Here is a 15,301-nt window from a genome sequence, read left to right on the forward strand (position 1 = left end):
TGCGGGGGTCAGTTTTCGATGTAGGCGGCGAGGTGTTGGCCGGTGAGGGTGGAGCGGGCGGCGGCGAGGTCGGCGGGGGTGCCTTCGAAGACGATGCGGCCTCCGTCGTGGCCGGCGCCGGGGCCGAGGTCGATGATCCAGTCGGCGTGGGCCATGACGGCCTGGTGGTGTTCGATGACGATGACGGATTTGCCGGAGTCGACGAGGCGGTCGAGGAGGCCGAGGAGGTGTTCGACGTCGGCGAGGTGGAGGCCGGCGGTGGGTTCGTCGAGGACGTAGACGCCGCCGTCCTCGGCCATGTGGGTGGCGAGTTTGAGGCGTTGGCGTTCGCCGCCGGACAGGGTGGTGAGGGGTTGGCCGAGGGTGAGGTAGCCGAGGCCGACGTCGGCGAGGCGGCGCAGGATGCGGTGGGCGGCGGGGGTGCGGGCGTCGCCGGTGGCGAAGAACTGTTCGGCTTGGTCGACGGGCATGGTGAGGACGTCGCTGATGTTCTTGCCGCCGAGGGTGTAGTCGAGGACGTCGGCTTGGAAGCGTCGGCCTTCGCATTCCTCGCAGGTGGTGGCGACGCCGGCCATCATGGCGAGGTCGGTGTAGATGACGCCTGCGCCGTTGCAGTTGGGGCATGCGCCTTCGGAGTTGGCGCTGAACAGGCCGGGTTTGACGCCGTTGGCTTTGGCGAAGGCCTTGCGGATGGGGTCGAGGAGTCCGGTGTAGGTGGCGGGGTTGCTGCGTCGTGAGCCGCGGATGGGGCTTTGGTCGATGGAGACGACGCCGGCGCCTTTGGGGATGGAGCTGTGGATGAGGGAGCTCTTGCCGGAGCCGGCGACGCCGGTGACGGCGACGAGGACTCCGAGGGGGATGTCGACGTCGACGTCGTGGAGGTTGTGGGTGTTGGCGCCGCGGATCTGCAGGGTGCCGGTGGGGGTTCGGAGGTCGGTCTTGAGGGGGGTGCGGTCGTCGTAGTGGCGGCCGGTGATGGTGCCGCTGGTGCGCAGGCCGTCGACGGTGCCTTCGAAGCAGATGGTGCCGCCCGCGGTGCCTGCGGCGGGGCCGAGGTCGACGATGTGGTCGGCGATGGCGATGGTCTCGGGTTCGTGTTCGACGACCAGGACGGTGTTGCCCTTGTCGCGCAGGCGCAGGAGGAGGTCGTTCATGCGCTGGACGTCGTGGGGGTGCAGGCCCATGGTGGGTTCGTCGAAGACGTAGGTGACGTCGGTGAGGGATGAGCCGAGGTGGCGGATCATCTTGGTGCGTTGTGCCTCGCCGCCGGACAGGGTGCCGGAGGGGCGGTCGAGGGAGAGGTAGCCGAGGCCGATCTCGACGAAGGAGTCGAGGGTGTCGCCGAGGGCTTTGAGGAGTGGGGCGACGGAGGGTTCGTCGAGGGCGCGGACCCAGGTGGCCAGGTCGCTGATCTGCATGGCGCAGGCGTCGGCGATGCTGATGCCGTTGATCTTCGATGAGCGGGCGGTGTCGCTGAGGCGGGTGCCGTCGCAGTCGGGGCAGGGGGCGGAGGTGACGGCGCGGTCGACGAAGGCGCGGATGTGGGGTTGCATCGAGGCGCGGTCCTTGGTGAGGACCGATTTTTGGATCTTGGGGATGAGGCCTTCGTAGGTGACGTTGACGCCTTCGACCTTGACCTTGGTGGGTTCCTTGTGGAGGAGGTCGTGGAGTTCGGTGGGGGTGTAGTCGCGGATGGGCTTGTCGGGGTCGAAGAAGCCGCAGCCGCGGAAGATGCGGCCGTACCAGCCGTCCATGCTGTGGCCGGGGACGGTGAGGGCGCCCTGGTTGAGGGAGAGGGTGTCGTCGTAGAGGGCGGTCAGGTCGAAGTCGTTGGTGGAGCCGGTGCCTTCGCAGTGGGGGCACATGCCGCCGGTGACGCTGAAGCTGCGGCGTTCTTTGACGGTCTTGCCGGCGCGTTCGAAGGCGACGGCGCCGGCGCCGCTGATGGAGGCGACGTTGAAGGAGAAGGCCTGGGGTGAGCCGATGCGGGGTTCGCCGAGGCGGCTGAACAGGATGCGGAGCATGGCGTTGGCGTCGGTGGCGGTGCCGACGGTGGAGCGGGTGTCGCCGCCCATGCGCTGCTGGTCGACGATGATGGCGGTGGTGAGGCCTTCGAGGACGTCGACGTCGGGGCGGGCGAGGGTGGGCATGAAGCCCTGGATGAAGGCGCTGTAGGTCTCGTTGATCATGCGTTGGGATTCGGCGGCGATGGTGCCGAAGACCAGGGAGCTCTTGCCGGAGCCGGAGACGCCGGTGAACACGGTGAGGCGGCGCTTGGGGAGCGTGACGTCGACGTCCTTGAGGTTGTTCACGCGTGCGCCGTGCACGCGGATCAGGTCGTGGCTGTCGGCGGCGTGGGGCGCGGGCGGGTGTGCGTCCGTGCTCGTGGCCATGCTCATCGTGTCGTGTCTCCCTGTGTGGGGCGTGGCGGTGGCACCTGTCTACCCGATCGGTGGTGCGGGTGTGGTGCTGATGGGTGTCAGGTTAGGGGCGGGGGCGCGGTGGGGGCTTCTCGATTTCTGATCGGTCTGGTGACCTGTTTTTCCAGGCAGGACGGTACGCCGGCGGCGGTGCCGGAGGAGGTGGGTCCGGCGTCGGCTGCTTGGCGGCGGTAGGCGCCGGGGGGCATGCCGACGAGTTCGGTGAATCGGGTGGTGAAGGTGCCCAGGGAGGAGCAGCCGACGGCGAAGCACACGTCGGTGACGCTGAGGTCGCCGCGGCGCAGCAGGGCCATCGCTCGTTCGATGCGGCGTGTCATCAGGTAGGCGTAGGGCGATTCTCCGTAGGCCTGGCGGAACTGGCGGCTGAGGTGGCCGGCCGAGATGTTCGCGCCGCGTGCCAGTGCCTCGACGTCCAGGGGCTGGGCGTACTCGCGGTCGATGCGGTCGCGGACGCGGCGCAGCAGCGCGAGGTCGCGCAGGTGGTGGGGGTCGGCGGGTGTGCTGGTCACGTGGGTGATCGTGCCATGGGGGGCGGGGTGGGGCGTGCGCCGGGGCCGGGTCTGGTCGCCCCGCTCCCCCAGGTCAGCGGGCTTGCGGGGGTGGTCAGGCGGGGCGGAGGGTGCGGGCGAGGGTGTAGGCGGCGTGGAGGTCGGTGCCGCGGTAGTCGAGGGCGGCGATGCCGGCGAGGTGGTGGTCGGCGTTGACGGCGACGGTGTTGGTGAGGTGGCGGAACAGGGGGGCGTCGGACATGGAGTCGCCGTAGGCGGTGCACTGGTCGGTGGTGAGGCGGTGGCGGGCGAGGAGGTCGTCGGTGATGCGGACCTTGTCGTCGGGGGTGAGGATTCCGGTGGGGTCGAGGGTGCCGGTGAAGGGCATCGGGGGGAAGCGGGAGGCGACGACGTCGTCGAAGCCGTGGTCGAGGAGGTGGTGGGCGAAGAAGTCGGGCGACATGGTGATGACGGCGGAGTGTTCGCCGCGGGCGCGGATGTCGGCGCAGACGTCGGTGATGCGGGTGAGCCAGGTGGCGGCGCGGTAGGCGGTGGCGACGAGGGCGGGGGTGAGGTGGCGCCACAGGCGGTGGATCTCGGTGGAGAAGCCGCGGGTGTCGAGGGTGCCGGCGGCGAAGCGGGCTTCGAGGTCGTGCAGTTCGGGGAGGGTGCCGAGGTGGCGGGCGATTTCGAGGTTGGCGGTGGTGCCGGTCAGCAGGGTGCCGTCCATGTCGAAGATGTGCAGGTGTCCCACAGGGTGTGAAGTGTGGTGGAGGCGGCGCCGGGACGCGAATCGTTTTCCGGGCGTGGTCGTTGCCGGGCGTGGTCGGGTGGGAGGTCGCGTGGGGTGGGGGTCGTTCTTTGTGGTGAGGGCGGGGTCGTCCTTGGTTCTTGAGGGGGCGGGCTGCTCCTCTGCCGAAAGTCGGGGGTGAACGGGGTCTTACGCGGGATCCGCCGGGTGGTGGTGCTTCCTTAGCGTCGTGCCCATGGACGGACTCATGGGCGTGGTGGACACGGCGGTGACGTCGCCGTGGTTCTATCTGGTGCTGTTCGCGGTGGCGGCGATCGACGGGTTCTTCCCGGTGGTGCCGAGCGAGAGCATGGTGATCACTGCGGGGGTGTACGCGGCGTCGGGGCAGCCGGAGTTGGCGCCGGTGGTGGTGCTGGCGGCGGCGGGCGCGTTCCTGGGTGACCATGTGTCGTACCTGGTGGGGCGCCGGGCGGGTGGGCGGCTGGTGCGGGGGGCGCGGCCGGGGACGCGGCGGCATGCGGCGTTCGGGTGGGCGCGGCGGACGATGGCGGAGCGGGGCGGGATGATCCTGGTGGTGGCGCGGTACGTGCCGGGCGGGCGGACGGCGGTGACGTTGACGATGGGGGCGGTCGGGTACCGGCTGCGGTCGTTCTCGCTGTTCGCGGCGGTGGCGGCGGTGTCGTGGGCCTTGTACGGGGCGTTGCTGGGGTATGTGGGCGGGGTGGCGTTCGAGGACGATCCGCTGAAGGGCGTGGCGGTCGGGCTCGGGTTGGCCTTGGGGGTGACGGGGGCGGTGGAGGCCGTGCGGTTCGCGCGGCGGCGGCGCGGGGCCGTGGACGCCGGGCCGGAGCGGTCGGAGCCGGGGCTGGGCGGGCGGAGGCCGGCCGCACGAGTGGGGCCAATGCCCGGCGAGTGATCCCCCTAAGGTGAAAGGGTTGTCCTCCTGTGGCCGGTAGGTGAACATCAGCGGGTTTTTCGGTGTCTGACAGATGACGGGCACGGGGCCGCTGCGAGCGTGAGGGAGAGCATGGGAGCGCCGGATTTCAGCGCCGATCTGTACCGGGAGATCACCGAGTTCGCGCAGGGCACGCCCTCGTGGGTGCATGAGGCGGCGGACGTGGGCACCGACGCGGGGCTGCTGCTGTTCGCGGTGCTGTTCGTGGTGGGCTGGTGGCGGGCCCGGGGCCTGGAGGCGCGGGCGATGGGGCTGGCGCTGGCGGCGCCGTTCGCGGTGGTGTCGGCGTATCTGGTGAGCGAGGTGTCCAAGAGCTTCATCCAGGAGGAGCGGCCGTGCCGCGCGGTGGCGGGTGCGGTGCACATCGCGGCGTGCCCGGCGCAGGGCGACTGGTCGTTCCCGAGCAACCACGCGACGATCGCGGCGGCGTCGGCGGCGGCGATCGTGGTGGCGTGGCGGGCGATGGCGCCGCTGGTGCTGCCGCTGGCGGCGCTGATGGCGTTCTCGCGGGTGTTCGTGGGCGTGCACTACCCGCATGATGTGGCGGCGGGGTTCCTGGTGGGCGTGGTGGTGGCGCCGGCGGCGGCGCTGGTGCTGGTGCTGGCGGCGCGGCCGCTGGTGGAGGCGCTGCGGGGCGTGACGGCGGGTGCGGTGCTGCTGGGGGCGGGTCCGTCGGCGGCGCGGGGCCCTGGTCTCGAGGTGCCGCTGGGGTCGCCGCGGCCGCGGGCCGCGATGGCGCCGATGGCGGGTGCGGTCGCCCCGGTGGACGACGCGTCGGTGACGATGCCGGACGTGATGGGCGGCGTGCCGCCGCGTCGGGGTCCGCTCCGCTAGCCGGTCGTCGGGGCGGGGAAGGGTTTCACGGGCCGTCTCGGGTGGTGCTTCGGCGCCGCCCGGGGCGGCCCGTTCGCATGCGCCGTTGCCGGGTCGGGTGGATGCCGGGTTCCTGACGAAAGTCGGGGGTGGAGGGTGGCGTCCGGTCGGTGTGCGGGTCCTCCCCCGCTGTCTAGCGTCGTTCGGGACGGCTGGACTGGGAGGACCTTGATGATCACGTTGCGGGGCCTGACGAAGCGGTTCGGGGAGAGGGCGGCGGTGGACGGGCTGTCGCTGGAGGTGGCGGCGGGGAAGGTGACGGGGTTCCTCGGCCCCAACGGCGCCGGGAAGTCCACCACGATGCGGATGGTGGTGGGCCTGGACCGTCCGAGCGCGGGCGAGGCGCTGGTCGGGGGCCGCCGGTACGGGGAGATGCGGCATCCGCTGCGGGAGGTGGGGGCGCTGCTGGACGCGGGCGCGGTGCATCCGGGGCGGTCGGCGCGGGCGCATCTGCTGGCGATGGCGCGCAGCAACGGCATCGCGCGGGGCCGGGTGGAGGAGGTCCTGGCGATGGTGGGGCTGGAGGCGGTCACGGGCCGGCGGGCGGGGACGTTCTCGCTGGGGATGCGGCAGCGGCTGGGGATCGCGGGCGCGCTGCTGGGCGATCCGGGGGTGCTGATGTTCGACGAGCCGGTCAACGGGCTGGATCCGGACGGGGTCGTGTGGGTGCGGCGGTTGATGCGGTCGCTGGCGGCGCAGGGCCGGACGGTGTTCGTGTCGTCGCACCTGATGAGCGAGATGCAGCTGACGGCGGACCACCTGGCGGTGATCGGGAAGGGCCGGCTGCTGGCGGACGCGCCGATGGCCGAGGTGATCGCGGCGGGGCCCGGGAACGCGGTGCGCGTCCGCAGCCCGCGCGCGCAGGTGCTGGCGGAGCGGCTGGCGGCCGCGGGCGGGCAGGTGCGGCACGCCGGCGGGGAGGAGTTGCGGGTGGCGGGGCTGGCCGTGGAACGCGTCGGGCTGATCGCGTTCGAGGCGGGGGTGCCGGTGCTGGAGCTGGGCGCGGTGCAAGCGTCCCTGGAGGAGGCGTACATGGAGTTGACGGGCGCGAGCGTGGAGTACGGCGCCACGGCGGGGACGGGGGTCTGAGCGATGGCGGTGACGGTAGTGCGGAGGGGCACGGGACGCGGCGCCCGGGCGGCCGGCGGTTCGGGCGGCGGGTGGCGCGGCGCGGTCGCCGCGGAGTGGACGAAGCTGTGGTCGGTGCGGTCCACCTGGTGGGGGCTGGGGTCGGCGGTGGCGCTGATGGTGGTGATGGCGTTCACGTTGGCGTCCTCGACGGTGTCCAACAACACCAACGCGCTGCCCGATGACGACATGGGGGTGGTGTCGGCCAGCGGCGTGGCGGTCGGTGCGCTGGACATGGTCCAGTTCGTGGTGCTGGCCCTGGCGATCCTGGTGATCACCGGGGAGTACGCGACGGGCAGCATCCGGGCGACGCTGCAGTGGGTGCCGCCGCGGGGCCGGATGCTGGGGGCCAAGGCGGTGGTGGTCGCGGCGGTGGCGTTCCCGCTGGGTGTCGCGCTGAACGTGGCGGGGACCGTGGTCGCCGATCCGGTTCTCGGGCGGTGGGGGCGGCTGCGGGCTGGGGAGTTCGCGGCCGACGCGCTGCAGTCCGGGGTGTACCTGGCGCTGGTGAGCGTGCTGGTGCTGTCGGTCGGGGCGATGCTGCGCAGCACGGCGGCGTCGCTGACGACGGCGTTCCTGTTCTTGTTGGTGGTGCCGATGCTGCTGGGCGGCGGGGACGAGTCGGGGGTGGCGCGGCGAATGTCGGATTCGATGCCCAGCAGCGCCGGCCGGTTCTTCATGTCCGGGGACGGCCCCTACCCGCAGGCGGTGGGGCTGGCGATCCTGGTGGCGTGGACGGCGGCGGTGCTGTGCGGCGGCGTGGTGGTGCTGCGCCGCCGCGACGCCTGACGCGCACCGGGGTCGGCCGGGGTCAGTCGGGGTCGTCGACGAGGCCGGCCTGGTAGGCCAGCACGGCGGCCTGCACGCGGTTGCGGACGTCCAGGCGGGTCAGGATCGCGCTGACGTAGGCCTTCACGGTGCCCTCGACGATGTGCAGCCGCCGGGCGATCCCGGCGTTGGACAGGCCGGCGCCGAGCAGCGCCAGGACCTCGCGCTCGCGGGGGGTGAGCGCGGCGATGCGGCGGCGGGCGCGGGTGCGGCCGTCCAGGCGTCCGCCGCCGATCTGGGTGATGACGCGGTGGGCGACCTTCGGGGACAGATAGGCGGCGCCGCCGGCGACGGCGCGGACCCCGGCGATCAGTTCGCGGGGGTCGCCGGACTTGAGCAGGAAGCCGCTGGCGCCGCCGGCCAGGGCGCGGGCGATGTACTCGTCCTCGCCGAAGGTGGTGAGCATGACGACGCCGGTGGCGGGGGCGAGGCGCCGCAGTTCGGCGGCGGCGGCCAGGCCGTCCAGGCGCGGCATGCGGATGTCCAGCAGGGCGACCGCGGGGCGGTGCCGCAGCGTCAGGTCGACGGCCTCGCGTCCGTCGCCGGCCTCGGCGACGACCTCGATGCCGGGGTCGGCGGTCAGGATGGCGCGCACGCCCGCGCGGATCATCGCCTCGTCGTCGGCGAGCAGGGCCCGGATCACTGGTCCTCCTGGTCGTGGGTGCGCTGGGCGCTCAGCAGGTGGGTGTCGTAGGTGTTCTTGGCGATGAGGCGGCCGCCGGCGAAGCACAGCCGGTAGATGCGGCCGACGCCGAGCACGTTGGCGTCGGGCCGGTAGTAGCGGCAGTCGGCGCCGGCGGGTTCGGGGACGGCGGCGCGGACGGTGCCGGTGTCGGGGGTCTGCATGGGCGGCAGGGTCTGCTCGACGCGGTGCTGCGGGTCGCCGACGGCCAGTGCCCCGTAGTCGGCGGGCTGCAGGACGGAGTTGAGGGTGACGAAGACGTAGTAGCCGGCCATGATCGCGCCGAGGATCGCCATGAGGGCGGTGGGGGCGGCGATCGCGGTGATCAGGCCGCGGCGGACCTGGCGGCGCTCGCGGGCCAGGTGCCGGGCCGATTCGGAGGGCCACTCCCCCGCCGCGGGGGTGAGGCCGAGGGCGGTGCGCAGCGCGTCCCGCGCGGTCGGTCTGGCCTGGGCCGGGCCGGTGGCCGGGTCGCGGGCGGGCGGGTCGGCGGGGAGGTCGGCGGTGACGCGGAAGCCGCCGTCCGGGGTGGGCGCGGCGTGCAGGGTCCCGCCCAGCAGGCGGACGCGGTCGGTGAGGCCGGTCAGGCCGCGGCCGCCGGAGGGCAGCAGCGGCGGCCCGTCGGGCGGAGGGTCGTTGATGATCGTGACGGTGGTCCCGCCGGTGCCGGTCCGGGCGAGGGCGACGGTGACGGCGGCGCCCGGGGCGTGCTTGGCGGCGTTGGTGATGGCCTCCTGCACGACGCGGTGCGCGGTCAGCGCGGCCATCGGCGCGAGCCCCGCGTGGGCCTGGCCGCCGCCGGTGAGGCGGACGGGGACGCCGGAGGCGCGGGCGCGGTCGACCAGGTCGGGGATGCTTTCGCGCGCGGGCCGCGCCGGCGGCGGCGCCGGGGCCTGTCCCCCGGCCTCCGCGTCGGCGGGGTCGTCGGCGGGGTCGTCGCGCAGGAGGCCGATGATCTCGCGGAGGTGGTCGGTGGCGTCGGCGGCGCCGGTGCGCAGCTCGGCGGCCGCGGCCCGGTGCCGGTCGTGCAGTCCCGGTGCGACCTCCAGCGCCCCGGCGCGCACGGCGATCAGGGCCAGCTCGTGGCCCAGGGAGTCGTGCATGTCCTGGGCGATGCGGGCGCGCTCGCGGAGCCGTTCGCGTTCGGCGACGATGCGCTGCTGGTGTTCCAGGCGTTCGGCGCGTTCCCAGCCGGCGCGCAGCAGTTCCTGGTACTGGCGCCAGTAGCGGCCCACCAGCCAGGGCAGGACGCCGAGCAGGACGAGCCAGACGGTGGAGGGGAACCAGGCGGTGACCTCCGTGCCGCGGATCGCCGACAGCAGCGCCCCGCCGACGAACACCCCGGTGAAGCCCCACAGCAGCGGCTGCGCGCGGGTGCTGCGCAGGCCCGCCAGGTAGGACAGGACGGGCATGGCGAACACGAAGTTGCCGTGGACGAGGGTCAGTGCGATCACGGTGAGAAGCGCCGGGGCGGGCCAGGCGCGCCCCGCCGCGATCGCGGCGGCCAGCACGCCGAGGCCGGCCGCCTGCAGCCACCACGACGTCCGCACGGGCTGCGGCGGGGAGATCATGCCGGCCACGATCGGGAACGCCAGGACCCCGTACAGCAGGACGTCCTTGACCAGCGCGGCGCGGGACGGCCGGCGAACCAGCGCCCGCGCCCGGGACGTCAGGGGCGGCGCGGGCGTCGTGAGACCGGGGGCCGCGGAGTCGTTCACGGACCCCACGCTACTGGCCGGTGAACTGGGCCGTTACTGACGAAAGTCAGGGGCGCGGCCGGTCGCCCCCGCACCGGAATGATCTTCGATGGGGCGCGGGGCGGGACGGGGCTGAACTACGGTTGGCGCGTGACAGCGACCCCGCCCCGCCCCCGGCCCGGCGCGCCCGGCCGGGACGAGCCCGCCCGGGGCACGGCCGGGGCCGCGCAGCCCGCGCAGCGGCACACCCGCCGGGCCGGGGCGGTGGCCGGGATCGCGGGCCGGATCGGGAGCAGGGTGCCGGGCGGGGCGTGGTGGCCGCGGGGGCGGGCGGCCGACGCGCTGCTGGCGGCGGCGGTCCTGGTGGTGACGGTCACGATGAGCGAGGCGGCGGTCAAGCCCGGGGACCGCTCCCTGTGGCCGGGCGGCCTGGCGCTGATCATCGTGGCGGCGGTCGCGCTGGCGTGGCGGCGCCGCCACCCGGTGGCGGTCCTGGTGGTCGCCGTGGCGGTGCCGCCGCTGTACTACCCGCTGGGGTACCCCGACGGGCCCGTCGCGATCGTGCTGTGGCTGGCGCTGTTCAACGCGGCGGTGGAGTGCCGGCTGGCGGTGTCGCTGGGCGCGGTCATCGTCGTCAACGCCGGTTTCCTGGCGGCGGCGTCGGCGCGCGGCAAGGGCGACGACCCCGACGCGGTCACCGACGCCCGCGGCGTGGCGTCGCTGTCGCTGGGGCTGCTGATCACGGTGGCGATCGGGCAGTACGTGCGCAGCCGCCGCGCACTCGCCGAGGCCGCCGAGCGGCGCGCCGCCGCGGCCGAACGCGACCGCGAGGCCGAGGCGCGGCGCCGCGCGGTCGCCGAGCGGCTGCGCATCGCCCGCGAGCTGCACGACGTCCTCGCCCACCAGATCTCGCTGATCAACGTGCAGGCGGGGGCGGCGCTGCACCGCCGCGACGACCCCGGCCGCGCCTACACGGCACTGGAGGCGATCAAGGCGGCGAGCAAGGAGACCCTGCGGGAGCTGCGCGGGATCCTGGGCGTGCTGCGGCAGGTCGACGCCGAGGGGCCGGACGGGCCCGGGGCGGCGCAGGGGCCGGTGGCGCCGCCCCCGTCGCTGGCGCGGGTCGGTGAGCTGCTGGACCAGACCGCCGCGGCCGGGCTGGCGGTCCGCCGCGCCGGTGACCTGCCCGAGCCCGGCTCGCCGGGGACGGCGGCGCTGAGCGACCTGCCGGCCCCGGTCGGGCTGGCCGGGTACCGGATCGTGCAGGAGGCGCTGACCAACGCGGTCCGGCATTCGGGGGCCGCCGCGGTCGCGGTCGAGGTGCGGGTGTTCCAAGGCGAGGTGATCGTCCGGGTGGACGACGACGGCGACGGCCCCGCCACGCACCCGCCCGGCCCCGAGCACCCCGAGCACCCCGCGCGCGGCGAGAACAGCGGGCACGGTGCCGGCGCGGGGGGCGGCAACGGGCTGCGGGGCATGCGCGAGCGGGCGGTGTCGGTCGGCGGGGAGCTGACCGCCGGGCCGGGCCCGGGGGGCGGGTTCCGGGTGTGGGCGCGGCTGCCGCTGGACGCCGCCGAACCGGGCACTGTGGGCGAGAAGATGAGCGGGCTGGGCGAGATGGAGGAGAACGCGTGATCCGGGTGATGCTGGCCGACGACCAGACACTGGTCCGGGCGGGGTTCCGGTCGATCCTGGAGGGCGAGGACGACATCGAGATCGTCGCCGAGGCAGGGGACGGGGAGCAGGCCGTCGCGCGGGCCCGCGAGGCGCGGCCCGACGTGGTGCTGATGGACATCCGCATGCCCGTCCTGGACGGGCTGGAGGCCACCCGGCGGATCATCGCCGACTCCCGGCTGGCCGACGTCCGCGTGGTGATCTTGACGACGTTCGATCTGGACGACTACGTCTACGGCGCGATCAAGGCCGGGGCCAGCGGGTTCCTGGTCAAGGACACCGAGCCGACCGAGCTGATCCACGGGGTGCGGGTGGTGGCGCGCGGCGACGCGCTGCTGGCGCCCACGGTGACGCGGCGGCTCATCGCCGAGTTCGCCTCCCGGATCACCGCGCCGCCGCCCGCCGCCGAGCTCAACGCGCTCACCGACCGGGAACGCGAGGTGCTGCACCTGGTCGCGGCGGGCCTGTCCAACGAGGAGATCGCCGGGCGCCTGGTGCTGTCGCCCGCCACCGCCAAGACCCACGTCAGCCGTATCCTGGCCAAACTCGGCGCCCGCGACCGGGCGCAGCTGGTGGTGCTGGCCTACGAGACGGGGATGATCCGCCCCGGCTGGCTCGGCTGACCGCCCGGCCCGCCGAAACGGCCGACCGCGGGCCGCAACCGGGCCGGTCACGGCGGTGTTGAACGGATGTGACGGTTACGGACGAAGCTCTCAGCCACGCCCCCGGCGCCGCCGCGGGCGACGACAGGGGCGGCCCGGTGGGCGACACCGCCGGGGCGCGGGTCGCCGCCGCCCTCGCCCGCGACCTCGACGAGGGCTTCGCGGCCCTGTACGAGGCGTACCGGGGTGCGGTGTTCTCCACCGCGCTGCGGCTGTGCGGGCGGTGGGCCGAGGCCGAGGACCTGTCCGCGGAGGCGTTCCTGCGCGCCTACCGCGCGCTGACCGGCTACGAGGCGCAACGCATCGCCGGGCTGCGGCCGCGGGCCTGGCTGCTGACGATCCTGACCAACGTGTGGCGCAACAGCCTGCGCTCGGCCGCCCGGCGCCCGGCGACGGGCCCCATCGAGGACGCCCCCGACCCGCCCGACCCGGGCGAGGGCGTCGAGGACGCCGCCGCCCGCCACGAGACCGGCCGCGAACTGGCCGGCCTGCTGGACCTCCTCCCCCACCAGCAGCGCGCCGCGGTCGTGCTGCGGCACGTCACCGACCTGCCCGTCGCCGAGATCGCGGCCGTCCTGGACCTGCCCGAGGGCACCGTCAAGTCCCACATCTCCCGCGGCCTGGCCCGCCTGCGCGCCCTGCGCACCGCACCGGGCACCGCACCCGGCACCGCCGAACCCGTCCGCTCCGCGCCCGACCCCGAGCAGAAAGGGGGCCATCGATGAACCGCACCGACCCCGCCGGCGGCACACCCGACCCGCTGGCCGGAGAACTGGCGGAGCTGGCCGCCGACGCGCCCCCGGCCCTGCTGGACCGCATCGCCGCCCGCCGCCTCCACGTCCCCGGCCCCCTGGAGGGCCTGCAGGTCGCCTTCACCGACCACGGCGTCGCCTACCTGCGCGCCGGCATGGACGATCGGGAGTTCGCCGCGGCGTTCCGCGCCCGCTTCGCGCGGCCGCTGCTGCCCGCCGACCGTCCCCCGGCCGGGCTGCTGCCCGCCCTGCGCACCGGCCGGCTCGGCCCGCTGCGCCTGGACCTGCGCGGCCTCAGCGACTTCGAGGCCGCCGTGCTGCGCGCCGCCGCGCAGATCCCGCGCGGGCAGACCCGCCCCTACGCGTGGGTGGCCCGGCACGCCGGACGGCCCAAGGCCGTCCGCGCCGTCGGGTCGGCGCTGGGCCGCAACCCCGTCCCGCTGCTGATCCCCTGCCACCGCGTGACCCGCTCGGACGGCGCCCTGGGCGACTACGTGTTCGGCGCCGGCGCCAAGGAACGGCTGCTGCGCGCCGAGGACGTCGACGTCGAGGAGGTGACCGAGCTGGCGCGGCGCGGCGTGCGGCTGGTGGGCTCCGACACCACCGGGATCGTGTGCTACCCGACCTGCGCGGACGCGCGCCGGATCACCCCCGGTCACCGGCACGGGTTCCGGGACCTGGCCGCCGCGCGGGCCGCCGGGTACCGGCCGTGCCTGCACTGCCGCCCCGGCGACGCCCTCCCCGCCTGACACCTGCCCGCCTGCCCCCCGCGTGCCCCCGCCCGGGCTGCCTCTGCCCCGGCGGCGGGTGGCGCGGCGGAGGGCATACATCGGCGCGGGACGGGAATGGGGCCGTCCACCTGCGGGGACGATCCCGCGGGCGAACCGCCGACGAGGGGGGAGACCGCCATGCGCGTCGTCGTCACCGGCGCCACGGGCAACATCGGGACCAGCACCGTCCGCGCGCTCGCCGACGACCCGGCCGTCACCGAGATCACCGGACTGGCCCGCCGCGAGCCCGGCCCCGGAGCCGCCCGCGAGGCCGACCCCGGCGGGACCGGCAAGCTGCGCTGGGCCGAGGCCGACGTCACCGACACCGACCTGGTCCCGCTGATGCGCGGCGCCGACGTCGTCATCCACCTGGCGTGGCTGTTCCAGCCCACCCACCGGCCCGCGGTCACCTGGGACTCCAACGCCGTCGGCAGCGCCCGGGTGTTCGACGCCGCCGCCCGCGCGGGCGTGCCCGCGCTGGTGTACTCCTCCTCCGTCGGGGCCTACTCCCCCGGCCCCAAGGACCGCGCGGTCGACGAGTCCTGGCCCACCCACGGGTGGCCCGAGGCCGCCTACAGCCGCGAGAAGGCCTACGTCGAACGGCTCCTGGACGCCTTCGAGAGCGCCAACCCGGCCTGCCGCGTCGTGCGGCTGCGGCCCGGGTTCATCTTCGAACGGCAGAGCGCCAGCGAGCAGCGCCGCCTGTTCGCCGGGCCGCTGCTGCCCGGACGCCTCGCCCGCCCCGACCTCATCCCGGTCGTTCCGGACCTGCCCGGCCTGCGGCTGCAGGTCCTGCACTCCGCCGACGCCGGGCAGGCGTTCCGGCTCGCCGCCACCGGCCGGGCCCGCGGCGCGTTCAACCTCGCCGCCGACCCCGCCCTGGACGCCGCCGAACTCGCCGACCTGCTCGGCGCCCGGACCGTGCGGCTGCCCGCGCGGGGCGTGCGTGCCGCGCTCGCCGCCGCCTGGAGCCTGCACCTGGTGCCCGCCTCCCCCGCCCTGCTGGACCTGGCCCTGCAGATCCCGCTCATGGACACCGCCCGGGCCCGCGACGAGCTCGGCTGGACGCCCCGGCACACCGCCCGCGAAGCGATCACCGAGTTCCTGGAAGGGCTGCGCACCGGCGCCGGCCGCGACACCCCGCCGCTGGCCCCCGACGCCGGCGGGCGGCTGCGCGGCCACGAGTTCGCCACCGGCGTCGGCCGCAGACCCTGACCACGCCCACCACGCCTGTACGCACCAGGACCGGCGGCACGGTCCGGCTCGACGGCCGGACACCGATCCGCCGACCAACCGATCCGGAGGTCACCCGATGCCGACGATCACAGCCGAGCACCTGCACACCCTGCTGGCCTCCCCCGACCGCGGCGCCGCGCTCGTCGTCGTCGAGGGCCGCGCCGCCGTCGTCCCGGCCGACCCGAGCCGCGGCGAGGGCTCCGAGGACGCGATGGTGATCACCACGCGGGACGCCGTCATCGCCGAGCTCGACACCGGCGCCAACGAGGAGCAGATCGAGGCCCTCGCCCAGCGGCTGGACACGGCCCTGGACAGCCTCGGCGGCTGACCCGCCGCAAGGCGGCGCCCGGGAGCCCGGCCGCGG

At 74.9% G+C, this 15,301-nt stretch carries 15 protein-coding genes; 10 read left to right on the top strand and 5 right to left on the bottom strand.

Features of this window, described 5'->3' with window-relative positions; genetic code table 11:
• Positions 1-8: 8 nt before the first annotated feature.
• The 3 genes from AB0H37_RS24220 to AB0H37_RS24230 form a co-directional block, all read right to left on the bottom strand.
• A complete protein-coding gene (locus AB0H37_RS24220) occupies positions 9-2,399 on the bottom strand; it encodes an excinuclease ABC subunit UvrA (RefSeq protein ID WP_360615319.1) in 2,391 nt (796 codons plus the stop codon).
• 80 nt (positions 2,400-2,479) lie between these two features.
• A complete protein-coding gene (locus AB0H37_RS24225; RefSeq protein ID WP_360615321.1) occupies positions 2,480-2,950 on the bottom strand; it encodes a helix-turn-helix transcriptional regulator in 471 nt (156 codons plus the stop codon).
• A 94-nt stretch (positions 2,951-3,044) separates the two neighbouring features.
• Complete coding sequence (locus tag AB0H37_RS24230) at positions 3,045-3,683, bottom strand: HAD-IB family phosphatase (protein WP_179835031.1); 639 nt, start codon at positions 3,681-3,683, stop codon at positions 3,045-3,047.
• A gap of 232 nt (positions 3,684-3,915) precedes the next feature.
• On the opposite strand from AB0H37_RS24230, the gene AB0H37_RS24235 reads away from it, so the two are divergent.
• The 4 genes from AB0H37_RS24235 (at position 3,916) to AB0H37_RS24250 (ending at position 7,425) form a co-directional block, all read left to right on the top strand.
• Positions 3,916-4,596, top strand: coding sequence for a DedA family protein (locus tag AB0H37_RS24235; RefSeq protein ID WP_360615323.1), 681 nt, complete (start codon positions 3,916-3,918; stop codon positions 4,594-4,596).
• 111 nt (positions 4,597-4,707) lie between these two features.
• Complete coding sequence (locus AB0H37_RS24240) at positions 4,708-5,469, top strand: phosphatase PAP2 family protein (protein ID WP_329090531.1); 762 nt, start codon at positions 4,708-4,710, stop codon at positions 5,467-5,469.
• Positions 5,470-5,679: 210 nt separating this feature from the next.
• Complete coding sequence (locus AB0H37_RS24245; protein ID WP_360615325.1) at positions 5,680-6,597, top strand: ATP-binding cassette domain-containing protein; 918 nt, start codon at positions 5,680-5,682, stop codon at positions 6,595-6,597.
• Positions 6,598-6,600: 3 nt separating this feature from the next.
• On the top strand, positions 6,601-7,425 hold the full coding sequence (locus AB0H37_RS24250; protein ID WP_360615327.1) for an ABC transporter permease: 825 nt from the start codon (positions 6,601-6,603) through the stop codon (positions 7,423-7,425).
• Between the two features lie 22 nt (positions 7,426-7,447).
• On the opposite strand, the gene AB0H37_RS24255 is transcribed toward AB0H37_RS24250, so the two are convergent.
• Together AB0H37_RS24255 and AB0H37_RS24260 are read right to left on the bottom strand one after the other, a co-directional pair.
• The gene (locus AB0H37_RS24255; protein ID WP_360615329.1) at positions 7,448-8,107 is read right to left on the bottom strand and encodes a response regulator transcription factor; all 660 of its coding nucleotides are present in this window, start codon (positions 8,105-8,107) and stop codon (positions 7,448-7,450) included.
• Positions 8,104-9,864 carry a histidine kinase gene (locus AB0H37_RS24260; protein ID WP_360615331.1) on the bottom strand — a complete coding sequence of 587 codons (1,761 nt, stop codon included), beginning with the start codon at positions 9,862-9,864 and terminating at the stop codon, positions 8,104-8,106. Before AB0H37_RS24260 ends, AB0H37_RS24255 begins: the two co-directional genes overlap by 4 nt.
• 129 nt (positions 9,865-9,993) lie before the next feature.
• Between AB0H37_RS24260 and AB0H37_RS24265 the strand changes: the two genes are divergently transcribed.
• The 6 genes from AB0H37_RS24265 (at position 9,994) to AB0H37_RS24290 (ending at position 15,265) form a co-directional block, all read left to right on the top strand.
• On the top strand, positions 9,994-11,478 hold the full coding sequence (locus AB0H37_RS24265) for a histidine kinase (protein ID WP_360615333.1): 1,485 nt from the start codon (positions 9,994-9,996) through the stop codon (positions 11,476-11,478).
• Positions 11,475-12,140 carry a response regulator transcription factor gene (locus AB0H37_RS24270; RefSeq protein ID WP_360615335.1) on the top strand — a complete coding sequence of 222 codons (666 nt, stop codon included), beginning with the start codon at positions 11,475-11,477 and terminating at the stop codon, positions 12,138-12,140. Before AB0H37_RS24265 ends, AB0H37_RS24270 begins: the two co-directional genes overlap by 4 nt.
• Positions 12,141-12,208: 68 nt before the next feature.
• Positions 12,209-12,904 carry an RNA polymerase sigma factor gene (locus AB0H37_RS24275; protein ID WP_360615337.1) on the top strand — a complete coding sequence of 232 codons (696 nt, stop codon included), beginning with the start codon at positions 12,209-12,211 and terminating at the stop codon, positions 12,902-12,904.
• On the top strand, positions 12,901-13,680 hold the full coding sequence (locus tag AB0H37_RS24280; RefSeq protein WP_179835038.1) for a methylated-DNA--[protein]-cysteine S-methyltransferase: 780 nt from the start codon (positions 12,901-12,903) through the stop codon (positions 13,678-13,680). Before AB0H37_RS24275 ends, AB0H37_RS24280 begins: the two co-directional genes overlap by 4 nt.
• Before the next feature lie 159 nt (positions 13,681-13,839).
• On the top strand, positions 13,840-14,916 hold the full coding sequence (locus AB0H37_RS24285; RefSeq protein ID WP_329090523.1) for an NAD-dependent epimerase/dehydratase family protein: 1,077 nt from the start codon (positions 13,840-13,842) through the stop codon (positions 14,914-14,916).
• A gap of 97 nt (positions 14,917-15,013) precedes the next feature.
• On the top strand, positions 15,014-15,265 hold the full coding sequence (locus AB0H37_RS24290) for a hypothetical protein (RefSeq protein ID WP_179835040.1): 252 nt from the start codon (positions 15,014-15,016) through the stop codon (positions 15,263-15,265).
• Positions 15,266-15,301 lie beyond the last annotated feature (36 nt).

Source organism: Actinomadura sp. NPDC023710 (assembly GCF_040639875.1).
GTDB lineage: Bacteria > Actinomycetota > Actinomycetes > Streptosporangiales > Streptosporangiaceae > Spirillospora > Spirillospora citrea.

What these genes read in the sequence shown, in the direction of transcription:
- AB0H37_RS24220 (WP_360615319.1), bottom strand. Translation starts at nt 2,399, where the DNA reads ATGAGCATGGCCACGAGCACGGACGCACACCCGCCCGCGCCCCACGCC.
- AB0H37_RS24235 (WP_360615323.1), top strand. Translation starts at nt 3,916, where the DNA reads ATGGACGGACTCATGGGCGTGGTGGACACGGCGGTGACGTCGCCGTGG.
- AB0H37_RS24240 (WP_329090531.1), top strand. Translation starts at nt 4,708, where the DNA reads ATGGGAGCGCCGGATTTCAGCGCCGATCTGTACCGGGAGATCACCGAG.
- AB0H37_RS24245 (WP_360615325.1), top strand. Translation starts at nt 5,680, where the DNA reads ATGATCACGTTGCGGGGCCTGACGAAGCGGTTCGGGGAGAGGGCGGCG.
- AB0H37_RS24250 (WP_360615327.1), top strand. Translation starts at nt 6,601, where the DNA reads ATGGCGGTGACGGTAGTGCGGAGGGGCACGGGACGCGGCGCCCGGGCG.
- AB0H37_RS24280 (WP_179835038.1), top strand. Translation starts at nt 12,901, where the DNA reads ATGAACCGCACCGACCCCGCCGGCGGCACACCCGACCCGCTGGCCGGA.
- AB0H37_RS24285 (WP_329090523.1), top strand. Translation starts at nt 13,840, where the DNA reads ATGCGCGTCGTCGTCACCGGCGCCACGGGCAACATCGGGACCAGCACC.
- AB0H37_RS24290 (WP_179835040.1), top strand. Translation starts at nt 15,014, where the DNA reads ATGCCGACGATCACAGCCGAGCACCTGCACACCCTGCTGGCCTCCCCC.